Here is a 21,067-nt window from a genome sequence, read left to right as displayed (position 1 = left end):
TTTCAAAGTTTCATTCACCGTCGGCATCCGAATTACACGGATTCAGTTCACCTGTTATGGCGAAGTCGTAGGCTTACTGTTTTTAAGAGATCCCGCATCAAGTGCGGGATGACAACAGATCACTACCGGTAAGGAATTTCACCTTCCCCCGAAGAATTATTTAGTTTTATTTATTCTACTACTTTTAATAAAAAATTGCAAAGCAATTTTTTAGTTTATAGCTTAAAGCTGAAAGCTTAAAGTTTAGAACGACAACACCGAGACGTTGCGCGGAATGTTTGCCCACCTTACAAGGGCAAATCATCCGAAGATCCCGTATCAAGTGCGGGATGACAACAACGACAAACGGCAACGACAGCTATAAATTATAAGCTATCGTTATTATTTTTTTTGAGTTATTGCAAGATCCGGTATCGGCATAGAAACATATTCTATTCCGGCTTCTTTAAACAATTTTTGAAAAGTTTCGTCCGGATATTCTATACTCATAACAACTCTTTTAATTTTTGCATTTGCTATCATTTTCGCACATAATATGCACGGTGAATGTGTGCAATACAATGTTCCTCCGTTTATGTTTATGCCATGAGTTCCTGCTTGAATTATTGCATTTTGTTCAGCATGAATAGCTCTGCAAATTTCGTGTCTTGTTCCGGACGGAATATTTAGTTCATTTCTTAAACAACCGAGTTCCAAACAATCTTTTGTGCCTGCTGCAGCACCATTGTAACCGGTAGTTAAAATTCTTTTATCTCTTACGATAACCGCTCCTACATGGTGTCTTACACAAGTTGACCTTTCGGCAACAAGCCATGCAAGTTTCATAAAATATTCGTCCCAAGACGGTCTTGATATTTTTTCTATGTTTTCCATAATTAAAGATTAAACAAAAATTTTAATATTATTGTCAAACCGGAACGGCAGAGGGATAGAGGGATGGAAAAGGCAACGACAAGCTTAGAGTTTAACGACAACGACGAGATCCCGCATCAAGTGCGGGATGACAGAACGGCAGCTTAGGGCTTATTAAAAATCGCAAAGCGTTTTTGGAAGATTGGAGGATTAGTAACTACTAACGGCAACGGCGGAACGGCGATAACGGCGAGATCCCGCATCGAGTGCGGGATGACAGACGGAAACGACAGAGGATTGGAGGATTGAAAACTACCAACGGCGAGCATAGACAAAATATTCTTATTTAGGTAAAATATTTAAGATATATGTTATTTATATATATATTTCTTTTACGGAGATAAAAATGAAAAATTTATGGTCTTACGATAAGCAAGGACAATGTGTAGTAAAAGATGCAAGAAGTTTAAAACAACCTTTAATTCACATGATAGCAAACTGCCCGAAATATTTTTCTATATGTGATAATTTTTTAAGAGGTTTTTCGGGTTTTGATTATACGAGAATGTTCGGTGAATTCGACGGTCCGAACTTTCCTAAAGGACAAGCAAGATTTATTTGGATAAGAGAAGGAAAACAAACCTGGCTTGTTAACAATTATGATTTAACAGACAAACAAACATCCAACCCGAAATACGAAATGGGGTTGGGTTACGTAAACTTTTACGGTTCATCCAAGAAATTAAATTTAGATGTTAAAACTACAATATTTGTTCCGTTGGAAGAAATGGCGGAATTGTGGCTCGTAGATATTACAAACAATTCTAAAAAAGATAAAGTTATAGATTTTATCCCCACGGTACCTATTTACGGCGGAAGCAGAGCTTATGTTGAATATCACAGAGATGTTGTAAGACTTTATAATAAAAGCGAAGTAAAAAACAGTATAAAAATTCTTCCCGGACTTGAATGGATAGAAGGTTCAACCGATTCAAGTGATATTTGTTACTTTATGAGTGCGGAAACTCAAACAGGTAAAAAAGGTAACAGATTTTATTCCGACAGAGAAACTTTCCTCGGACCTAACAATATGTGGTTAAAGCCGGATTCAATATTAAATGACATTGCTCCGCAAAAACAATGTTACGGTAAAGAAGCGGTAGGTGCGATAGAATTTAAAAAGATAAAAATTCCTGCAGGAAAAACAGTAAGCTTTGTTGTAATAAACGGTATAACATTTACGGGCAGCAAAGATGCAGACAAATTAATAAAAAAATATTCTTATAAGAATGCAGTTAAAGCATTTGATGATTTAAATAAATACTGGCAGGAAAGAGCATCGAGAGTACAAATAACAACAGCAAACAAAGAGTTTGATAATTTGTGGAACAATTGGTGGTGCTACCAATTATCTATGAGATATTGGTTCGGAAACACCGCACATCCTCAAACGGATTACGGTTCAGACTTTGCAGGTTGGAGAGATTTTTGGCAAGACATGATGGCGGCAACAGTAATAGATCCGAAAGGTCTTGAAGAAAGAACAATGAAAACTCTTGAAGGTATAAGACTTGACGGAACAAACGCTACGAGATTTTTCGCAAGAACAAAAGAATTCGGCAGCGACGAAGTTAACGGTTTGTGGTGCGATCATCCTTATTGGACGGCACAAACGGTTATGATACTTGCAAACTTTTTAGGTGACAAAAAATTCTTGTTCAGAGACGGAATAGGTTACTTTAAAGATTGTTATCAAAACAGAGGCGAATCAAAAAACGATAAATGGAAAAAAGGTTATATCGAAAATCAAAAAACAACATCCGGCAAAAAATATACCGGAACGGTTATTGAACATATGCTTGTTCAAATAGAAACAATGTTTTATGATGTAGGAAACAACAATCTTTTAAAACAAAAAAGAGCCGATTGGAACGATGCAGTCGATCAAGTTAAAGGTGAAAATGTAACGTTCTCTTTCGCACTTGCACAAAATTGTAACGAAATTGCAGACTTGTTGGAAAAGACAGCTAACGATTTAAATATTAAAGAAATAGAAGTTTTTGCGGAATTGGCAGACCTTATCCAAAACTTTGACGACAAAGCAAAAGATATTCCGGCAAAACAAAGACAAGCTGTTTTGGCAAAATATTTAAGTAAAGTTAACGATGCAATTTCCGGTAAAAAGGTTAAAGTTAAAATTTCTAAAATATTGAAAGATTTAAGAACAAAAGCTCAGTTTGTTATAGATAATGCAAACAAAAAAGCTTTCAACGGATATTATTACAGCGGATACATTTTCGCAGACGGAAAACCTGTAGATACAATTTGGAATAAATCTGCATTAAACAAAAAGAATCCTACATCAAACGATTTTGAAATGATGTTAATGCCGCAAACTTGGTCACTTGTTTCCGGCGGTGCAAAGAAAATCGGTGCGGAACAAACCGTTATAGATTCAGTATTTAAATATTTGTTCGATACAACAACCGGTGCATTAAAATTAAATTATCCCGCTTATACGAAATTCAATAAAGCCATAGGAAGAATAACAGGATTTGCTCCGGGAACAAAAGAAAACAATGCTTTATTTTCTCATGCAAACTTGTTCTTTGTTTGGGCTTTAATAAAACAAGGAATGCCCGATTTAGCTTATAAAGTATTTTCCGGAATAAATCCTTTAAATCACGAACACGAAATAATAAGAACAGGTCCGTGGATACCGGAATATTATATTTCCAACGATAATCCGAACATTGCAGGAAGAGGTGAATATCCTGTTCTTACAGGATCTTGTGCTTGGACGAGATATGCTTTCCAAAACTTTTTCTTCGGTGTAAAGGGCGTTTTTGAAGGGTTATCTATAGATCCGCATTTACCTGCAAATAAAGATTTTCAAAAATGTAAATTATTTATAAAATTCAGAAATGCAAACTATGATATAAGTTTTGAAAATCCGAAATTAAAGAAAAATTCAACAGCAAAAGAAATAATTGTTGACGGTAAAAAAATTGAAGGTAATATTATAAAACCGTTTAAATCAGGAACTCATAAAGTTACCGTAATATTGGGATAGAATATGAAAAAGTTTTTAATTTTATTTTTATTGTTATGTATTGCTTGTATAGGTTATTCGGACACATTAAATGTGAGAGTAATTGTTAATTCCATGGATATTGTTTCCCCTGACGGAGATGTAAAAACTTACACAGTAGCCGAAGATGTTCCGGATATACCGTATTCTTCAAAAATTATTGCAAACGGAATGTTAATTTTAAATTATCATTCTGCGGGTATAGTTTTAAAGAACAGGCAAGGTCTTTTTGTTTCGAAACATCCTATAACAAATGTGTTAATGTTTTCTAAGATAGAAAATTCAAGATCGGGACCGATTTTGATATATTTTAATTCTACTACGATAGCACAAATGAGTGCAGATACGGTATTTTCTTTAAAACACGACGAAAAGGATAATTCGGTAACATTAGAAATTGTTGACGGAAATGCAATAATGAAAATTAACGAAGAAGAAATAGAGTTTGTAACCGGAGAAACATTTAAACATCAATTTAAAGGTGAATATCATGCCATTTAAATTTTTCAATTTAAAAATTAAAGATGTTGTGTTAATCGAGTCGGTAAAATTTAAAGACGACAGAGGTTTTTTTGAGGAAGTATTTAAAGTACCCGACTTTAAAAATTCGGGAATAGATTTAAATGTAAAACAAATAAATTTCTCACACTCTACAAAAGGCGTCTTAAGAGGATTACATTATCAACTTGCACCATTTGCTCAAGCAAAGTTGGTTAGAGTAATACACGGAAGAATATTTGATGTTGCCGTAGATTTAAGAGTCGGCTCTTCCACTTTCGGTAAATGGGTAGGTGCGGAACTTTCACCGGAAGGACAAAATATGCTTTTTATTCCGGAAGGATTTGCTCACGGGTTTGAGGTTTTATCCGATGAGGTTGATTTTGAATATTATTGTTCAAACATTTATTCCCCCGAACACGAAAGAGGAATTTTGTATAACGATCCTTTTTTGAAAATTGATTGGCATACAATAAATCCGAAACTTTCAAAGAAAGATTTGGTTTATCCTACATTTGAATTTGCAGAACACAATTTTGAGTACAAACTTTAAAAATTGCGGAGCAATTTTTAGCTTATAGAAAAATCCTGTGGATTTTTCGCTTAAAGCTTATAGTTTATAACGGCAACGGCGAGACGTTGCGCGGAATGTTTGCCCACCTTACAAGGGCAAATCATCCGAAGATCCCGCATCAAGTGCGGGATGACAGATGGGAACGGCGAAACGGCAGAGGTATAGAGGGATGGAAGTATAGAGGGATGGAAAAGGCAACGACAAGCTTAGAGCTTATAGCTTAAAGCTTATAGTTTAACAACAACGGCGGGATCCCGCATCAAGTGCGGGATGACAGACAAAAACTACAAACAAGGTTTTGATATGAAATATATAATTACCGGAAGTTCCGGACAGTTAGCAAAAGCATTTATTAAAAAATTTACGGAATCAAACATTGATTTTATTGCACCGACAGAACAAGACCTTGATATAACAAACAAAGAAAAAATATCCAATATCTTTTCCCAATATAATCCCGATGTGGTTATAAATTGTGCCGCATATAACAATGTGGAAGCCGCTCAACAAAACAACACAAAAGCTTTTTTAATAAACAAAACTGCCGTAACTAATTTGGTTGATGAAGCCAAGAAATATAATGCAAAATTTGTTCATTTCGGAACAGATTATGTTTTCGACGGAACAAAAAATGATTTATATGTTGAAACCGATAAAACAAACCCTTTAAACGAATACGGAAAAAGTAAACTTGCAGGTGAACAAGAAGCACTCAAATACAGTAATAGTTTAGTTTGCAGGTTAAGTTGGGTTATAGGTGAAGGACAACAAAATTTCTTATTTAAATTATCCGGATGGTTAAAAAACAATAAAACAGTTAAAGTTTCAAGTGATGAAGTTTCCGTGCCGTGTTTTAGTTTTGATATAGCAGATACAATAATGAAAGCATTAGACAACAATTTGTCCGGTTTATTTCATCTTACAAATTCCGGAAAATGTTCAAGATATGAATTAGCTAAAGAATTTGTAAAACTCAATAACTTCGATAATGAAATAGTGCCTGTTCCCATGGCAAGTTTCAATTCCAAAGTTCAAAGGCCGCTATTTACGGCAATGTCTAATAAAAAGATATCAAAAGAGTTAAATATAACAATTCCCGAATGGAACATTTCTTTAAAAAAATTGTTACAAAACAATTTTTTCAGTTTATAGTTTGTAGTTGTCATCCCGCACTTGATGCGGGATCTTCGGATGATTTGCCCTTGTAAGGTGGGCAAACATTCCGCGCAACGTCTCGCCGTTGCCGTTCTAAACTATAAGCAAAAAATTCGTAGAATTTTTTAATAGGCTTTAAGCTAAAATTCTTAATTTTATTACTTTAAAAAGATATTTTATTAAAGTGAATGTTTTTAATTTGGATGTTCCGGAAGCTCTTTCCAAAAATGCTATAGGATATTCCTTAATATTTGCTTTTGTTTTCTTTGCATAGTAGAGCATTTCCGTTACAATAAACGGATCGGAAGCTTTTAATTTATCTATATATTGTTCTACAATTTCTTTCTTAAACATTCTATATCCGGATGTAGCATCCGCAACTTTTACTCCTATACAAAACTGTAAATATCTTCTTGAAAGATGACTTACTATTTGTCTTAAGAAACCTCTTTGTGTATCGGAACCGCCTTTAACATATCTTGAACCGATAACAACATCACAACTGTTTATAAGTTCTCTGAAATCTTTAATATATTTAGGATTGTGTGAACCGTCACCGTCTAATTCGACAATATATTTGTAACCTTTTTGTATCCCCCACTTGAAAGCATCTATTCCGGCATATCCTCTGCCTCTTTTTTCTTTTCTTAACAACAAATGTACTTTAGGATTTTCTTTTGCCATTTCTTCTACAATTTTGTATGTTCCGTCGGGTGAAACATCATCTGCAACAAGAACTTCTATATCTTCAACTCCGCAATTCAATATATCGTTTACAACTGTTTTTATATTTGTTGCTTCATTATAAGTACAAACAACTGCCAAAGTATCCATGTTATCCTCTAATAAATATAAGTTTGTATAGCATCCAAAACATTTTCTACAGAAACTTTATCCATACATTTTACTTTTTTGTTGCAATCCGGTTTGTAACAGCAATTACATTCCATTGATACAATTTTTATTCCCCTGCCATACATTTCAATTTCGTTGTATGATGTAGGTCCGAAAATAGCAACAACATTCTTTTTCAAGCCTAAAGCCGCATGCATTGCCATTGTATCTCCGCAAACGACCAAATCGCACAAATCCACCATCGCAAAAAATTCTTGAACGGAATTATCCGTTCCGGTAGAATATACATTTTTAATTTTCTGTTTAAGTATTAATTTTATTTCTTCTTCATCATCTTTACCGCCGAGCAATAAAATATTGTAATCTTTAGACGATAAAATTTTTATAAGTTTTATATATTTTTCTATTCTCCATTTTTTCATAACCCATCTTTTTCCCGCACTCGGGTTAATACCTATAACTTTGTTCTTGTTTAATTTCAATGAAGATTTTAATTTTTTTGCTTTTTGTTCGGCTTCTTTTGATATAGGAACAACAATTTCATAATTATCTTTTTTAAGTTCACAAATATTTGCCATCCAATATTGGTAAGTGTGTTCGTTTTCTTTCTTTAAATTGTCGTAAGCACTTGCAGGCAACCATTTTTTTGCATATTCGTTTGAACCGACTATTTTTCTTGATTTATCGAGATAGTATCCGATTATTTTATCCGCAAAAACAAGTTTGGTAAAAGATAAACTTTCAGGCGATAAGTCCAAGTTTATAACTATATCGTATTTTGTTGAAGACAAGAATTCAAAAACTTTGTTATCGTTGGGAATAATAATGTCTATATATTTGTTTCCGACTAAGACATCAACATTTTTTTTGTCTACCAACCAATCTATTGTGGAATTTTTATACTTTTCTTTTAATCCTTCCAATATAAAAGTTGTTCTTAAAACATCGCCCATTGCACCTAATTTAACAATCAAAATTTTTGTTTGTTTTGATTTTTTGTTTACGGAAACATACTTTTTACATGAAGAACAGACAGCACCGTTTTCTTTTTGATATTTGCACGGCCTGTCCAAAGGAAAATTTATACAGTCTGAATATAACTTATAATTTAGTTTTTTCATAATTTTTGATTTTAGCATATTAAATTTTGCTTTGCAAAATTGAGGGATTGGAGGATTGGAGGATTGGAGGATTGGAAGATTGGAAGATTAGAGGATTGGAAACGGCGGAACGGCGATAACGGCGAGATCCCGCATCAAGTGCGGGATGACAACAACTACAAACAGCCGTTGTGATGTTGACAAAAAAGATTTAAAAATATAAAATAATTGGATATTAGTTGTAAGGAATCGCGGGGTGGAGCAGCCCGGTAGCTCGTCAGGCTCATAACCTGAAGGTCGTAGGTTCAAATCCTGCCCCCGCAACCATTTAAAAAAAAGGCTTATGCTAAAAGCATAAGTTTTTTTTTACTTACAAGTACTTATTTTTAAAATTTCTCATTTTCAAGTACAAAAGCTATTCATTTAAAATTTTTAAAGCCGTACTCCAACTTGATTTTTCCTAACGACCTAATGTAACGGAAAAATCTTCAATCATGTTCGCACTAAAAAACTTTTTAAATTTATAGTTTTTTACTTTAAAAATTTTTGCATTCATGGACAGCTTTTATCGTACTTTTCAAATGAAAATTTTAAAAGATATTTATCTGCTGTTCAGCATTTTTTCTGTCAGTTCCGCGGCATAAACGACAAATCTTTCGCATGGTCTTACTTTATAATATTCCGGAGTTCTTTTTTCCGGCATGGAAACATCTTTTTTGATATTGGCAAGTGACATTAACAACTCTTTACAAATTACAGTTCCGAATTTATCGGTAAATTGTTTTGCCAAATTTTGTATCAACTTATAATGTTGATTCTTCAAATTCATATCTTGGCTGTCTATATAACCGTATTTTAACCCTGCAATCATAAACATTGCCGTTACAGCACCACAAACTTGTCTTAATCCCCCCATACCGCCGCCGAAAGAAGAAGATAGTTTTAAACCGGTTTCCAAATCCATACCTAAATCTTGACAAAATGCAGCAAATACGGACTGTGAGCAATTATATCCTTTTCTGAAATATTCTTGTGCTTGTTCCTGCTTTGTCATATTAAAACCCCGTTAAACTTAATTTAAGTTAAGTTTACATTATTTTTAACTTTTTATCTATATAACAAGAAACAGCAACTCGGATATGAGTTGCTGTTTCTTTATATAACTTTTAATTGAACATTTTTCGGAAGTGCCGAGGGCGGGACTTGAACCCGCACGCCGCCTAAGCAACTTGAGATTTTGAGTCTCACGTGTCTGCCAATTCCACCACCTCGGCAATGTCCAATTATTTTACATTATAATTTTTTTTTAGTCAATAAAACAAAAACTACTTCTGTACTTTTCCCTGATTTGCAACAGCTTCCATAGCTTTTTTAACTGCTTCAGGATCACCTACATAATAACTCTTAATAGGTTTTAAGTTTTCGTCCAATTCATAAACCAAAGGCATTGCTGTAGGAATATTTAAATTAACGATATTTTCATCGCTGATATTGTCCAAATATTTTACCAATGCTCTTAAGCTGTTACCGTGAGCAGCTATAATTATTTTCTTACCTTCTTTTATTTTAGGAGCAATTTCACTGTTCCAAAAAGGTATAACTCTTGCAACCGTATCTTTTAAACATTCCGTTAAAGGAATATCTTTTTTATCAACGTTTTTATATCTCGGATCGTTACCTGCATATCTTTCATCACTTGTTGAAAGAGGTTCAGGCGGAGTATCATAACTTCTTCTCCAAATTTTTACTTGTGCTTCACCAAACTTTGCGGCTGTTTCTGCTTTATTCAAACCTTGTAAAGAACCGTAATGTCTTTCGTTCAATCTCCAAGATTTTTCTACAGGTATCCATAACAAATCCATTTGTTCCAAAACATTATTTAAAGTTTTTATAGCTCTTTTCAAAACGGAAGTATATGCTAAATCAAAAGAAAAACCTTCTTTCTTTAAATCTTGACCTGCTTTTATTGCTTCCTGAGTTCCTTTTTCGGATAAATCAACATCTGTCCATCCGGTAAATTTGTTTTCTTTGTTCCAAACACTTTCGCCATGTCTAATCAAAACTAATTTGTACATCTTTACATCCTCCCGTATATTCTTAATTTATTATTAATAATGTATCTTAATTATTATAGCATTTTATTATCTTTTTTTATAAAGTAAAGATATAATAAAAATTATGCAGGAAACCAATATTATCGTTGCTCCGACCGGTATAGAAAAAAATGTGGAAATAAACAAACCCGTAACACAAGCCGATACGGCAAAAAATACCGATAACAAATACATTTTTGTTAAACTGTAAGTAAGTTGGTATGCCGTAGCCGCCGGCAACGATATTAAGCTGTATATTAAAAGTCCGCCGATGGATTTTAAGTTTATACTTATCGTAGAACATAACAATAATACCATCAAAGTAAAAATTAAATTTTCCGGTATTCCGCATGATTTTGAAATTTCTCTGCTGAAAAACAGTGCAATTATTCCCCTGTGAAAGAAAATTGCAAACAATATTAATATTATTGTGATAACGGTATTTACAAATACATCGCTTAATGTGGATATTAATAAGTTTCCCCAAAATAAGCTGAATAAATCGGTTATATGTTCTTTGAATAAACCCGCAAAAATGAAAGCTACAGCAATACTGAAAGAAAACAATAAATTTATTGAAATGTTATTTTGGCTTTTTATTCTCCTGGATATAGGATTTATCATAAATGCCGCCAATATACAAAACACAAATCCGGACAAAACAGGATTAATTCCGAGAAACAAACCTACTATTGCACCGGCAAATGCACAATGTGCAATGGTAACACCGATAAACGGAATATTTAACAATAATATCCACACACCGATAATTCCGCAGGACAAGCCCGCTAAAATCGATAATATTATTGCTCTGTTAAAAAAAGAATAATTAAAAAAGTCTAAAAGTTCGAACATGAAAAAATTACTCCGTAATTTTAGCTTATGGCTTATTAAAAAATCCTGCGGATTTTTTGCTTAAAGCTTAAAACTTAAAGTTTAGAACGACAACAACGAGATCCCGCATCAAGTGCGGGATGACAGACTTAACGACAAACGACCAACTATAAACTACCAACGGCAGCTTAGAGCTTATTAAAAAATCCTGCGGATTTTTTGCTTAAAGCTTATAGTTTAGAACGACAAACAGCGAGACGTTGCGCGGAATGTTTGCCCACCTTACAAGGGCAAATCATCCGAAGATCCCGCATCAAGTGCGGGATGACAGACATTATGACAATTTATAATTTACGATTTCGCCTTTTTCAAGAACGATTTCCCTGTTACAACATTTCGGTTTTTGTTCTAAATTATGCAATACAATTAAAAGAGTATGCTCTTTATCAGAATGTATATCTTCTATAATTTCAATAATATTTTTTTGAGATTTTATATCAAGATTGGATAACGGTTCATCCAACAAGATAATATCGGCCTGTTGTGCCAAAACTCTTGCTATCGATACTTTTTGCATTTCCCCGCCGGACAGTTTTCCTACAGGGGTATTCAACAATTTATGTATATCAAGTTTTGCGGCAATATTTTCAACAAGCAAGTTGTCTTGTTTCGATAATTTTTTAAATATCCCTTTCCTTGCCGTTATTCCTATTTCTATAACCTGCTTAACCGTTATAGGAACATTTTCTTCAAATTTATTTATCTGCGGAATATAGCCGATTCTTTTTTTTATTTCGTTATCCGAATTATTATTAAATATTTTGATTGTTCCGCTCGTGGGTTTTACTAAACCGTTGATTATTTTAAACAATGTGGTTTTCCCCGCACCGTTATGACCGGATATACTTACACAATCACCTTTATTTATATTCAGATTTATGTTTTTGAGTATATATTTATCGGAATATATAAGATTTACATTTGATAGAGATATAGCGGAAGGAATCATTTTTGTTCCAGTGCCTTATTTATTTTATCGATATTGTTTTTTAAAGTATTTATATAAGATCTGCCGAGAACAAAATTGCTTATAATGATATGATTCATTTTTAAATCTTCTGCCAGTGTTCTGCCGACATCGGTTCCCGCCTGCAAATTATCCACGACATATTTAACTTTTTCTTTTTTTATTTTTTTCGTAAGCATTAACATTTCCGCTGACGACATATTGCTTGATTTACCGTACGACATAACAATATCAAAGCCCAACCATTCCATGAAAGTTGATATCTGCGAGTTGCACACAATTTTTTCGTTATATTTGTTGTAACCGTTTTTTGCTATTTCTTCCGCTAAAAAATTTACTCTGAAAGAATAATCCAAAAAGTTCTGTTCATAAAAATCTTTATTATCGCTATCCCAAATAGATAACAAGTCTAACAATTCCCGTGCGGCTCTTAAATTTATATAAGGAATCATATAATTTCCTCTTGTTTTTAATTCTCTGTAGACCATACCCAATCTGGTTATTTTGTATTTTAAATCTTTAATCCACGGTTGCCAATGATGATATAAAACTATATTACACTTATTGATTTCTTTTATTGTTTTGGCATCGATATCGTAACTTCCTGGACATATCGAGGTAGGAATAATGGTAAAAACTTCTATTTTATCTTTACATATTTCATCTAAAAGATCAGCCAAATTTGAAGTTGTAACGGCTATTTTTATTTTTTTATCAATAGCCGGATTCGAATAAGCAAAAATGATATTGGGAAGAAGAAAAAGAGCCGATATTAAAACTAATATTTTCAATTTCATTGTTTTGCCTCTTTATTTGTTTCTTTTTCCGGTTCTTCTTTTTGAGAATCTTCTTCAAAAACAAATTCCATTTCGTTTTCCGCAACGACATCAAAAACAATTTTTGCTTCTTTTTCTATTTCTTTCGGTTTCGTTTTTAAATAATTTAGTCTCTTTTCGTATTTTTCGTTTTCATTTATAAGTTTTTCCGTATTTGTTTTAAGCTTATGAATTTCAATTAACCTTGAAATAAATTGGGATGTGGAAGAATTAAAAATAATACATAAAAATGTAATAAAGATTATTCCTATCACAATATATTTAAAAACAGCTTTACTTCTTTCTTCTTTTTTCATATTTTTTCTCTTAATTAAATTATAATTCCACCACCGATAACATAAGGACCGTCATAAAATACCGCGGATTGTCCCGGTGTAACGGAAGCTTGTTCATTATTGAACAATATTATATCTTTGGAAATAAGTGCCGATGCCGGTTCATGCATTCTTCTTATTTTAACATCGGCTTTAAAATTATTACCGTCGAATTTATTCGATACAAATGTTATATCTTTGATTTTTGCAACTCTTGAAAAAACATCTTTTTTTGTTCCCACAATAAGTGTATTTGTTGCTTTATCCATTTTAAGAACATATACAGGTTCGGGAGTCGTTATACCGAGCCCGCTTCTTTGCCCGATTGTATAAAAAATCAATCCCTTATGTTTACCGAGTTTTTTACCGTTAACATCGACGATAAGTCCCGGTAACACTTTTTTATTAAAATCTTTTATATTTTTTTGCAAGAACTCGTGATAAGTTTTTTCTATAAAACAAATTTCCTGACTATCCGGTTTATTGGCAACAGGAAGATTTGCGGAAGTCGCTATGTTTCTTATTTCTTCTTTCGTATAATCCGCCAAAGGAAACATTAAGTTTTTAAGTTCATTTTGTGTTAATCTGTAAAGAAAATATGTTTGATCTTTAGATTTATCTTTACCGATTTTCAATTTATATTCATCGTCCGTTTTTTCTATCTTTGCATAATGGCCTGTAGCCAAATAATCGAATCCTTCTTTTTTTGCATAGTCGAGCAAAAGCCCGAACTTTATTTTTTCGTTACAAAGTATACACGGATTCGGTGTTGTTGCAGACAAATAAGACGTTATAAAATTATTTATGATAGTATCTTGAAATTCTTTTTGTAAGTCGAGCACATAATGTTTGATATTTAAAAAATCGCAAACTTTCTTGGCATCTTCTATTGCCTGTAAAGATACGGATGCTCTCGAGTGAGAATCGTATAACTTCAATGTAAGGGCGGAAACATCAAATCCTTGTTGTTTTAACAAATAAGCAGTTGTGGAAGAATCTACTCCGCCGGATAATGCTACTAAAACTTTTTTCATTTTAAACCATAATATTGACAAGATCCCGCATCGAGTGCGGGATGACAGATGATATGTGTTATTTTTTTGTTTCTTCCAAGTATTTTTGATAACCGATTTTATTTAATTTTTCGTCTTTACTTAGAATTTGTTCTTTCATTTCTTTTCTGTATTGTAACAGTTTTTCCGAAACAGCTTTATTGCTTACAGCAATAATTTCTAAAGCAAATATCGCTGCATTTTTTGCACCCGCTTTACCTATAGACATACATGCTACCGGTATTGAAGGCGGCATTTGTGCTATGGAAAAAAGAGCATCCATTCCGGAAAGAGCTTTCCCTTCCATAGGAACACCTATTACGGGAAGAATTGTTTCCGAAGCTACAACCCCCGGAAGAGCCGCAGACATTCCCGCAACAGCTATAAAAGCCTTTGCACCGTTTGTAACGGCATTATTTACACACTGTTTAACAAATTCAGCCGTTCTGTGTGCGGAAGCAATATTTACGGAATATTTAATACCGAACTTATCGAATATTTTTAAAGTTTCGGCAACTACCGGTAAATCGGAATCCGAACCCATTATAACTGCAACATCTATTTGTTTATCCATTTTAATGCCCTCTGTGCAATATCTTTTCTATAATGCATTTTATCGAAAGTAACTTTAGGTATTACCGCATAAACTTTATCTATTGCCGATTTTATATCGTCTGCAATAGCTGTTAATACCAAAACTCTTCCGCCGGATGTTAAAACATTACCCTGTTCATCTTTTTTTGTTCCGGCATGAAATACTATTGCTTCATCTTCTTTAACGGTATCCAATCCGAAAATCTTAATGTTTTTTTCATATTTTTCAGGATATCCGCCGGAAGCAAGAACAACACATACAGCCGATTTTTTTGACCATTTTATATCTATTTCGTTTAATGTTCCGTTAATGGTATGTTCAACGATATCTACCAAATCCGTTTCAAGTAACGGTAATATAACTTGTGTTTCGGGATCTCCGAACCTGCAATTAAATTCCAAAACATAAGGTTTACCGTTATCTACCATGAAACCTATATATAAAATACCTTTATAATCTATATTTTCTTTTTGTAAGCCGTTCATAATGTTGGGCATTACCTGTTCTTTAACTTGTTTTAAAAGTTCCGGTGTTGCTATCGGGGCAGGTGCATAAGCTCCCATACCGCCGGTATTTAAACCTTTATCTCCGTCGTAAACTCTTTTATGATCCTGTGCCGCAGGCATTATTGAAAAATGTTTGCCGTCTACAAAAACCAAAACCGATGTTTCCTGCCCTTCCAACCATTGTTCAAAAATTATTTTATCACCTGCGGAGCCGAAAGATTTATCTTGCATCATATTCTTTATTGCAGCAAGAGCTTCCTGCCTGTTTTGGCACATTACAACGCCTTTACCTGCCGCAAGTCCGTCCGCTTTTACAACAACTTTTTTATTTTCTTCCCACTCGGTTTCAAGAAATTGTTTTGCTGAATTATAGTCGGTAAACGTATGATAAGCAGCGGTAGGCACATTATATTTTTGCATAAAATCTTTTGCAAAACTTTTGCTTGCTTCAAGCAATGCACCCTTTTTCGAAGGTCCGAATATTTTTAAACCTTTGGAAGTAAAATAGTCTACAACTCCCAATGCCAAAGGAACTTCCGGTCCGACGAATGTATAGTCTATTTTATTTTCCGTTGCAAATTTTGCAAGAGATTCAAAATCGTCGACTTTAATATTTATTATTTCCGCCTGCTTTGAAATTCCCGCATTGCCCAATGTACAATAAATTTTATCTACTTTCGGGCTCTGTGCAAGTTTCCAAATAATGGCATGTTCTCTTCCGCCGTTACCTATAACTAAAAATTTCATTTTTGCCCCACACTAAAAGATATACTTATCAAAGAATTTAACCACAACCAAAAATGTTAAAAAAGCAATTATAAAAGTCGCTATCATTATGTACCAATTCGACTTTATAAGTGTCGAGATATTATTATTCTTACCGCTTTTTTGCATTGCGTATTTACATCTTAATTCTTTACTCAAATCTGCATACTCGGTAAAGTTTGAACAAGAATCTTGTTCCTTTTTCCATTTGCAGTCAACCATACAAAAAACTTTTCCGTTCCCTTCAACATCGACATTGTTGTCGCCTTGAAAAAGACAAGTAATACAGCTTTTCATTTTATTACCCCTTTCCCCTGTTTTATTTTAAATAATCTATTGCATTTTGGAATATTTTCTTTCCCCAACCGTAAACACCGTCGTAACCTTCTCTTGACGGATGTTGTAAAGCATAAATATATCTTTCCGGATGAGGCATAAGTCCGAAAACATTACCTTTTTTATTGCAAATACCTGCTATTGCATTTAATGAACCGTTCGGATCTTGCGGATAAACGGTATCTTTTCCGTTTTTATCGCAATATCTAAATACTACCTGATTATTTTTTTCTATTTCATCAAGTATCTTTTTATCAGCAACAAATTTCCCTTCACCGTGTGCTACCGGAAGAGAAATAACATCGGGCAAATCTCTCGTCCACAAACATAATGTTCTGTCGTTAGCTTTTTTTTCCGTTTTTAAATGAACCCATCTGCATTCGAATTTATTTGAATCGTTGTAAGATAATGTTGAAATCTGTTCGAATTTTTCCGGTTTAGGTAAAAGTCCCATTTTTACAAGAATTTGGAAACCGTTACAAATACCGATTATCGGTTTACCCGACAATGCAAACTTTTTAACATTGTCGCCTAACTTATATTTTATTTCGTTTGATAAGATTTTACCCGAAGCGATATCGTCTCCGTAGGAAAAGCCTCCCGGAACCGCTAAAATATCGTAAGATAAAATTTTACTTTTACTTGATATCAATTCGTTTATATGAACTCTGTCGACTGTTGCTCCGCAAAGTTCAAATGCCGATTTCAATTCATAATCACAATTTGTTCCTGCCGTTCTTATAATAATTACTTTTATTTTTTTCATTTTAGTTTACCATTGCAAAGTTTTTTGCCATGCCTTTTGTAAATTTTTTATATTTTCTTTAACGGAAATTTTTGATTTTTTAGATTCCAATTTTAAAAACTTATCGTCTGAAACTTCACCGATTTTAGATACTGCAATACCTTTAAACAACTTTTCGAATTTTGCAATATTTTCAGGTGAAACTTCAACTAAAAATCTTGTATTACTTTCTGAAAATAAAGTTTCGGCTATTGTCATTTTTTCGGATGTTTTTATTGCATCCGCATTTATATTTACACCTTTATCTCCGGCGAAAGCCATTTCCGATATTGCGGTAATAACACCGCCTTCGGAACAATCGTGACAAGATTCCAACAAACCTTCGTTTATCGCATTGAAAATTGTTTTCATTGTTTTTTTGGAAACATTAACATCCAAGTCGGGAACTATTCCGTTTTTAAAGTTTTTAATTTTCGAATAAACGGATGCACCCAATTCGTTTTTGGTTACACCTATCAAATAAATACTGTTACCTGCATTTTTCAAATCCATTGTAATGGTTTTGTTTACATCTTCGATAACAGACATCGAAGATACCAAAAATGCCGGAGGTATAGAATATGTTTTGCCGTCTATTGTATATTCGTTGTATAAACTGTCTTTACCGGAAATAAACGGAACACTGTAACCCAACGATAAATCGTAAGCAGCCTGTGCGGCTCTTACAAGACTTCCCAAAATTTCAGGTTTATTGGGATTTCCCCAACAGAAGTTGTCGAGCAACGAAATCTTTTCCGGATTTGCACCGACACAAACCGCGTTTCTCATTGCTTCTTCTATTGATGATGCCGTCATTTTATAAGTATCGATTTTACCGTATTCCGGATTTATACCGTTGGATAAAACAACTCCTTTTTTTGTACCTTTAACAACCGTATAAGGCCAAATTACCGCGGCATCTTGAGGTCCGGAATTTTCTATTGAACTTCCCTGTAAAGGTTTTACTACCGTTTGTCCCTGAACTTCGTGGTCGTATTGTCTTATTATCCAATCTCTCGAACAAACATTTATGTCAGCCAAAACTTTTTTAATATCTTCCTGCAAAGTTTTTGCCGATACTTTTACGGGAGATTGTTTTTTTATTTGTTTTTGTTTCCATACGGCTTTTCTTGTCGGTTTCGGAACTCCTCCGTGCAAGAAAGACATTTCCATATCCGCAACAATTTCTTTACCGTATTTCAACAAAAGTTTACCGTCGTTTGTAAACTTTCCTATAAATGTAGCTTCAACATTTTCTTTTTTAAACAAATTCAAAATTTTGTTTTTGTTTTTCGGAGGAACGGCAAAAACCATTCTTTCCTGAGCTTCGGAAATCCATATTTCCCAAGGGGCAAGCCCTTTATATTTTAAAGGAACGGTTTGAAGATCTATAACAAGACCTGTTTTTTCTCCGAGCTCACCGGCAGCACTTGAAAGACCTCCGGCTCCGCAATCCGTAACCGCTCTGTATAGGTTAAGATCTCTTGCTTTAAGCATGGTATCCAAAACTTTCTTTTCAACAATAGGATTGCCGATTTGAACAGCACTGACATCGGATTCTTTGTCGAGTTCAACGGAAGAAAATGTTGCTCCGTGAATTCCGTCTCTGCCTGTTCTGCCGCCGACAACCAAAACCAAATCGCCGGGCTTAACTTCTTTTTCGGATTTATTCTTGGGAATTATTCCCATCGTTCCGCAATATACCAACGGATTTGCCATATATCCTTTATCAAAAAACACTCCGCCGTTAACGGTAGGTATTCCCATTCTGTTACCATAATCTCTGACACCGGAAACAACACCTTTTGCTATTCTTTTGGGATGATGCATTCCTTCCGGAACTTCACTTGCTTTTGTGTCGGGAAGGCCGAAACAAAAAACATCGGTATTTGCCAACGGTTTTGCACCGAGACCTACACCTAAAATATCTCTTATAACTCCGCCTATACCCGTTGCAGAACCTCCGTAAGGTTCAAGAGCGGAAGGATGATTGTGTGTTTCAACTTTAAAAGCAACACCGTTTGTTTTATCGAAATCTATAACACCGGCATTATCTTTAAATACGGAAATACACCAATCTTTGTTCAATTTCATAGTCGCATTGAAAATCGTTTCTTTCAAAAGATTTTTGTATTTTGTTACTTTTTTCTTACCGCCTTTTTCTTCGGTGTATTCGATGTTACCGGTAAGAGTTTTGTGTTTGCAATGTTCACTCCATGTTTGAGCTATTGTTTCAAGCTCGACATCGGTAGGATTTCTCTTTATGTTACGGAAATATTTTTGAACTTCTTTCATTTCCACGAGCGAAAGAGAAAGGACACTTTTTCTGCTTAATTCCACCAACTGTTTGTCATTTAAATTTAAAATTTCTATTGTGTTTACTTTCATTTTGTTAAATATTCCTGAATTAAAGTATTTGCCAACAATCCTGTAGCAATTTTTTTCAATTTTTTATCGTCTATATTTTTGCCTTTAAGACAATATTTTTTACCTGTTTTTACAACCAAATCTTCTTTTATACCCAAATCTTTTATTGCTTTTACAACACTTTCGCTAACCGTGTCGGTTACACCGTGTTTATACCAAACTTCTATGGAATTTTTTTCCAACTTTTTATCTTCCAAAGATTTGTACTGTTTAACGGTATAATCTTCAGTTATTTTGTCGCTCAACAATTCTTTTGCAATGGTATCGGCTTGTTTATTTGTGATATTTCCCGAAATTCTGTAAACGGCGACATAAGAAACATCGGTAATATCTTTTATACCGATTCCCGATATATCGGAAACGGTATGAAGTCCCTGAGGATCAACAAAACCTTTTTTCGTTTTAATTTCAATTTCAAATATCATTTTAAAAATTCCTACCTGTTATTTTTTCATAAGCTTCTATATATTTTGCTTTTGTTTTATTTACAACTTCTTCCGGAAGTACCGGAACAGGAGGTTGTTTATTCCACTTAATTTGTTCGAGGTAATCTCTTACAAACTGTTTGTCCAAACTGTCTTGAGATTTTCCCAAAACATATTTATCTTTTTCCCAAAATCTTGAAGAATCCGGTGTAAAAATTTCATCTATTAAAATAAGTTTTCCGTCGTATATACCGAATTCCAATTTTGTATCCGCTAAAATTATTCCTCTTGCCAAGCAATAATCACTTACTTTTTTATAAAGTGTTATGGACATTTCACTTATTTGTGCGGCTAAATCGTCTCCGATTAATTTTGCAGTTTGTTCGAAAGAAATATTTTCATCATGTTCACCGTCATCTGCTTTTGTTGACGGAGTAAATATCGGTTCCGGTAATTGTTGAGATTGCTGCAAGCCTGCCGGAAGTTTTATTCCGCATACTGTTTGACTTTTTTGATATTCTTTCCAACCGGAACCGGCAAGATAGCCTCTGACAATACATTCAATATCTATTCTTTTTGCTTTTTTTACTATCATGGCTCTGTCTCTTAAGAACTCGTATTGTTTAAGTTCTTCCGGGAATTCATCAAAATTTCCCGTAATAATGTGGTTAGGAATTATATTTTGAACGAAATCAAACCAAAACATCGATATTTTGTGTAAGATTTTCCCTTTGTCGGTAACTAAAGGTGACAATATGTAATCAAAAGCAGATATTCTGTCCGTAGCAACTATTAACAATTTATCTTCCTGATATTGATAAACATCTCTTACTTTACCCGAATGTAACAATTTACAACCTGAAAGTTCCGGTGCCGTAATCATTTGTAATATCTCCCTAATAAATATATATTTTTTTATTTTATCTTTTTTATATTACAAATTCAATC

The 21,067-nt window shown here is 33.7% G+C and carries 21 protein-coding genes and 2 tRNA genes; 5 read left to right on the top strand and 18 right to left on the bottom strand.

Features of this window, described 5'->3' with window-relative positions; translation table 11 throughout:
* Positions 1-381: 381 nt before the first annotated feature.
* Positions 382-873, bottom strand: coding sequence for a deoxycytidylate deaminase (locus tag B2Y85_RS00295; RefSeq protein WP_372518468.1), 492 nt, complete (start codon positions 871-873; stop codon positions 382-384).
* 385 nt (positions 874-1,258) lie between these two features.
* Between B2Y85_RS00295 and B2Y85_RS00290 the strand changes: the two genes are divergently transcribed.
* The 4 genes from B2Y85_RS00290 (at position 1,259) to rfbD (ending at position 6,167) form a co-directional block, all read left to right on the top strand.
* The gene (locus tag B2Y85_RS00290) at positions 1,259-3,925 is read left to right on the top strand and encodes a GH36-type glycosyl hydrolase domain-containing protein (protein ID WP_372518467.1); all 2,667 of its coding nucleotides are present in this window, start codon (positions 1,259-1,261) and stop codon (positions 3,923-3,925) included.
* 3 nt (positions 3,926-3,928) lie between these two features.
* Entirely contained in the window at positions 3,929-4,444 is a 516-nt protein-coding gene (locus B2Y85_RS00285) for a hypothetical protein (RefSeq protein ID WP_372518466.1), read from the top strand.
* On the top strand, positions 4,434-4,994 hold the full coding sequence (gene rfbC / locus B2Y85_RS00280; protein ID WP_372518465.1) for a dTDP-4-dehydrorhamnose 3,5-epimerase: 561 nt from the start codon (positions 4,434-4,436) through the stop codon (positions 4,992-4,994). The genes B2Y85_RS00285 and rfbC overlap by 11 nt, the downstream gene beginning before the upstream one ends.
* Before the next feature lie 324 nt (positions 4,995-5,318).
* The gene (gene rfbD, locus B2Y85_RS00275) at positions 5,319-6,167 is read left to right on the top strand and encodes a dTDP-4-dehydrorhamnose reductase (protein ID WP_372518464.1); all 849 of its coding nucleotides are present in this window, start codon (positions 5,319-5,321) and stop codon (positions 6,165-6,167) included.
* Positions 6,168-6,305: 138 nt separating this feature from the next.
* Here the strand turns inward: rfbD and B2Y85_RS00270 are convergent, their stop codons facing one another.
* Both B2Y85_RS00270 and B2Y85_RS00265 read right to left on the bottom strand, forming a co-directional pair.
* Positions 6,306-7,004, bottom strand: coding sequence for a glycosyltransferase (locus B2Y85_RS00270; protein ID WP_372518463.1), 699 nt, complete (start codon positions 7,002-7,004; stop codon positions 6,306-6,308).
* Between the two features lie 8 nt (positions 7,005-7,012).
* Entirely contained in the window at positions 7,013-8,146 is a 1,134-nt protein-coding gene (locus B2Y85_RS00265; RefSeq protein ID WP_372518462.1) for a glycosyltransferase family 9 protein, read from the bottom strand.
* A gap of 229 nt (positions 8,147-8,375) precedes the next feature.
* On the opposite strand from B2Y85_RS00265, the gene B2Y85_RS00260 reads away from it, so the two are divergent.
* Positions 8,376-8,452, top strand: a tRNA-Met gene (locus B2Y85_RS00260).
* 274 nt (positions 8,453-8,726) lie between these two features.
* On the opposite strand, the gene B2Y85_RS00255 is transcribed toward B2Y85_RS00260, so the two are convergent.
* From B2Y85_RS00255 to B2Y85_RS00185, 15 genes are all read right to left on the bottom strand, one after another.
* Positions 8,727-9,179: a C-GCAxxG-C-C family protein gene (locus tag B2Y85_RS00255; protein WP_372518461.1), complete on the bottom strand. Its 453-nt coding sequence runs from the start codon at positions 9,177-9,179 to the stop codon at positions 8,727-8,729.
* 134 nt (positions 9,180-9,313) lie between these two features.
* Positions 9,314-9,399, bottom strand: a tRNA-Leu gene (locus B2Y85_RS00250).
* Positions 9,400-9,450: 51 nt separating this feature from the next.
* Entirely contained in the window at positions 9,451-10,200 is a 750-nt protein-coding gene (gene gpmA, locus B2Y85_RS00245; RefSeq protein WP_372518460.1) for a 2,3-diphosphoglycerate-dependent phosphoglycerate mutase, read from the bottom strand.
* A 66-nt stretch (positions 10,201-10,266) separates the two neighbouring features.
* Positions 10,267-11,073, bottom strand: coding sequence for a metal ABC transporter permease (locus tag B2Y85_RS00240; protein ID WP_372518459.1), 807 nt, complete (start codon positions 11,071-11,073; stop codon positions 10,267-10,269).
* A 313-nt stretch (positions 11,074-11,386) separates the two neighbouring features.
* Positions 11,387-12,061, bottom strand: coding sequence for a metal ABC transporter ATP-binding protein (locus tag B2Y85_RS00235; protein ID WP_372518458.1), 675 nt, complete (start codon positions 12,059-12,061; stop codon positions 11,387-11,389).
* Positions 12,058-12,876 carry a metal ABC transporter solute-binding protein, Zn/Mn family gene (locus B2Y85_RS00230; protein ID WP_372518457.1) on the bottom strand — a complete coding sequence of 273 codons (819 nt, stop codon included), beginning with the start codon at positions 12,874-12,876 and terminating at the stop codon, positions 12,058-12,060. Before B2Y85_RS00230 ends, B2Y85_RS00235 begins: the two co-directional genes overlap by 4 nt.
* Positions 12,873-13,211, bottom strand: a complete 339-nt coding sequence (locus B2Y85_RS00225; protein WP_372518456.1) for a septum formation initiator family protein — start codon at positions 13,209-13,211, stop codon at positions 12,873-12,875. The genes B2Y85_RS00230 and B2Y85_RS00225 overlap by 4 nt, the downstream gene beginning before the upstream one ends.
* Positions 13,212-13,225: 14 nt before the next feature.
* Positions 13,226-14,263, bottom strand: coding sequence for a tRNA 2-thiouridine(34) synthase MnmA (mnmA, locus tag B2Y85_RS00220; RefSeq protein WP_372518455.1), 1,038 nt, complete (start codon positions 14,261-14,263; stop codon positions 13,226-13,228).
* A gap of 58 nt (positions 14,264-14,321) precedes the next feature.
* Positions 14,322-14,855, bottom strand: a complete 534-nt coding sequence (purE, locus tag B2Y85_RS00215; RefSeq protein WP_372518454.1) for a 5-(carboxyamino)imidazole ribonucleotide mutase — start codon at positions 14,853-14,855, stop codon at positions 14,322-14,324.
* Entirely contained in the window at positions 14,840-16,129 is a 1,290-nt protein-coding gene (gene purD / locus B2Y85_RS00210) for a phosphoribosylamine--glycine ligase (RefSeq protein WP_372518453.1), read from the bottom strand. The genes purE and purD overlap by 16 nt, the downstream gene beginning before the upstream one ends.
* A 12-nt stretch (positions 16,130-16,141) precedes the next feature.
* Positions 16,142-16,444 (bottom strand): hypothetical protein, encoded by a 303-nt coding sequence (locus B2Y85_RS00205; protein ID WP_372518452.1) that lies wholly within the window; start codon positions 16,442-16,444, stop codon positions 16,142-16,144.
* Positions 16,445-16,466: 22 nt separating this feature from the next.
* On the bottom strand, positions 16,467-17,249 hold the full coding sequence (gene purQ, locus B2Y85_RS00200) for a phosphoribosylformylglycinamidine synthase I (RefSeq protein WP_372518451.1): 783 nt from the start codon (positions 17,247-17,249) through the stop codon (positions 16,467-16,469).
* Positions 17,250-17,255: 6 nt separating this feature from the next.
* On the bottom strand, positions 17,256-19,655 hold the full coding sequence (gene purL / locus B2Y85_RS00195; protein ID WP_372518450.1) for a phosphoribosylformylglycinamidine synthase subunit PurL: 2,400 nt from the start codon (positions 19,653-19,655) through the stop codon (positions 17,256-17,258).
* Positions 19,652-20,119: a phosphoribosylformylglycinamidine synthase subunit PurS gene (locus tag B2Y85_RS00190; RefSeq protein WP_372518449.1), complete on the bottom strand. Its 468-nt coding sequence runs from the start codon at positions 20,117-20,119 to the stop codon at positions 19,652-19,654. Before B2Y85_RS00190 ends, purL begins: the two co-directional genes overlap by 4 nt.
* Position 20,120: 1 nt before the next feature.
* Positions 20,121-21,002 (bottom strand): phosphoribosylaminoimidazolesuccinocarboxamide synthase, encoded by an 882-nt coding sequence (locus tag B2Y85_RS00185; RefSeq protein WP_372518448.1) that lies wholly within the window; start codon positions 21,000-21,002, stop codon positions 20,121-20,123.
* Positions 21,003-21,067 lie beyond the last annotated feature (65 nt).

The sequence above is a fragment of the Candidatus Ruminimicrobiellum ovillum genome (assembly GCF_002392975.1).
GTDB lineage: Bacteria > Elusimicrobiota > Endomicrobiia > Endomicrobiales > Endomicrobiaceae > Ruminimicrobiellum > Ruminimicrobiellum ovillum.
Note: the sequence above shows the minus strand (reverse complement) of the source record. Positions and strands in the feature narration are given on the sequence as shown.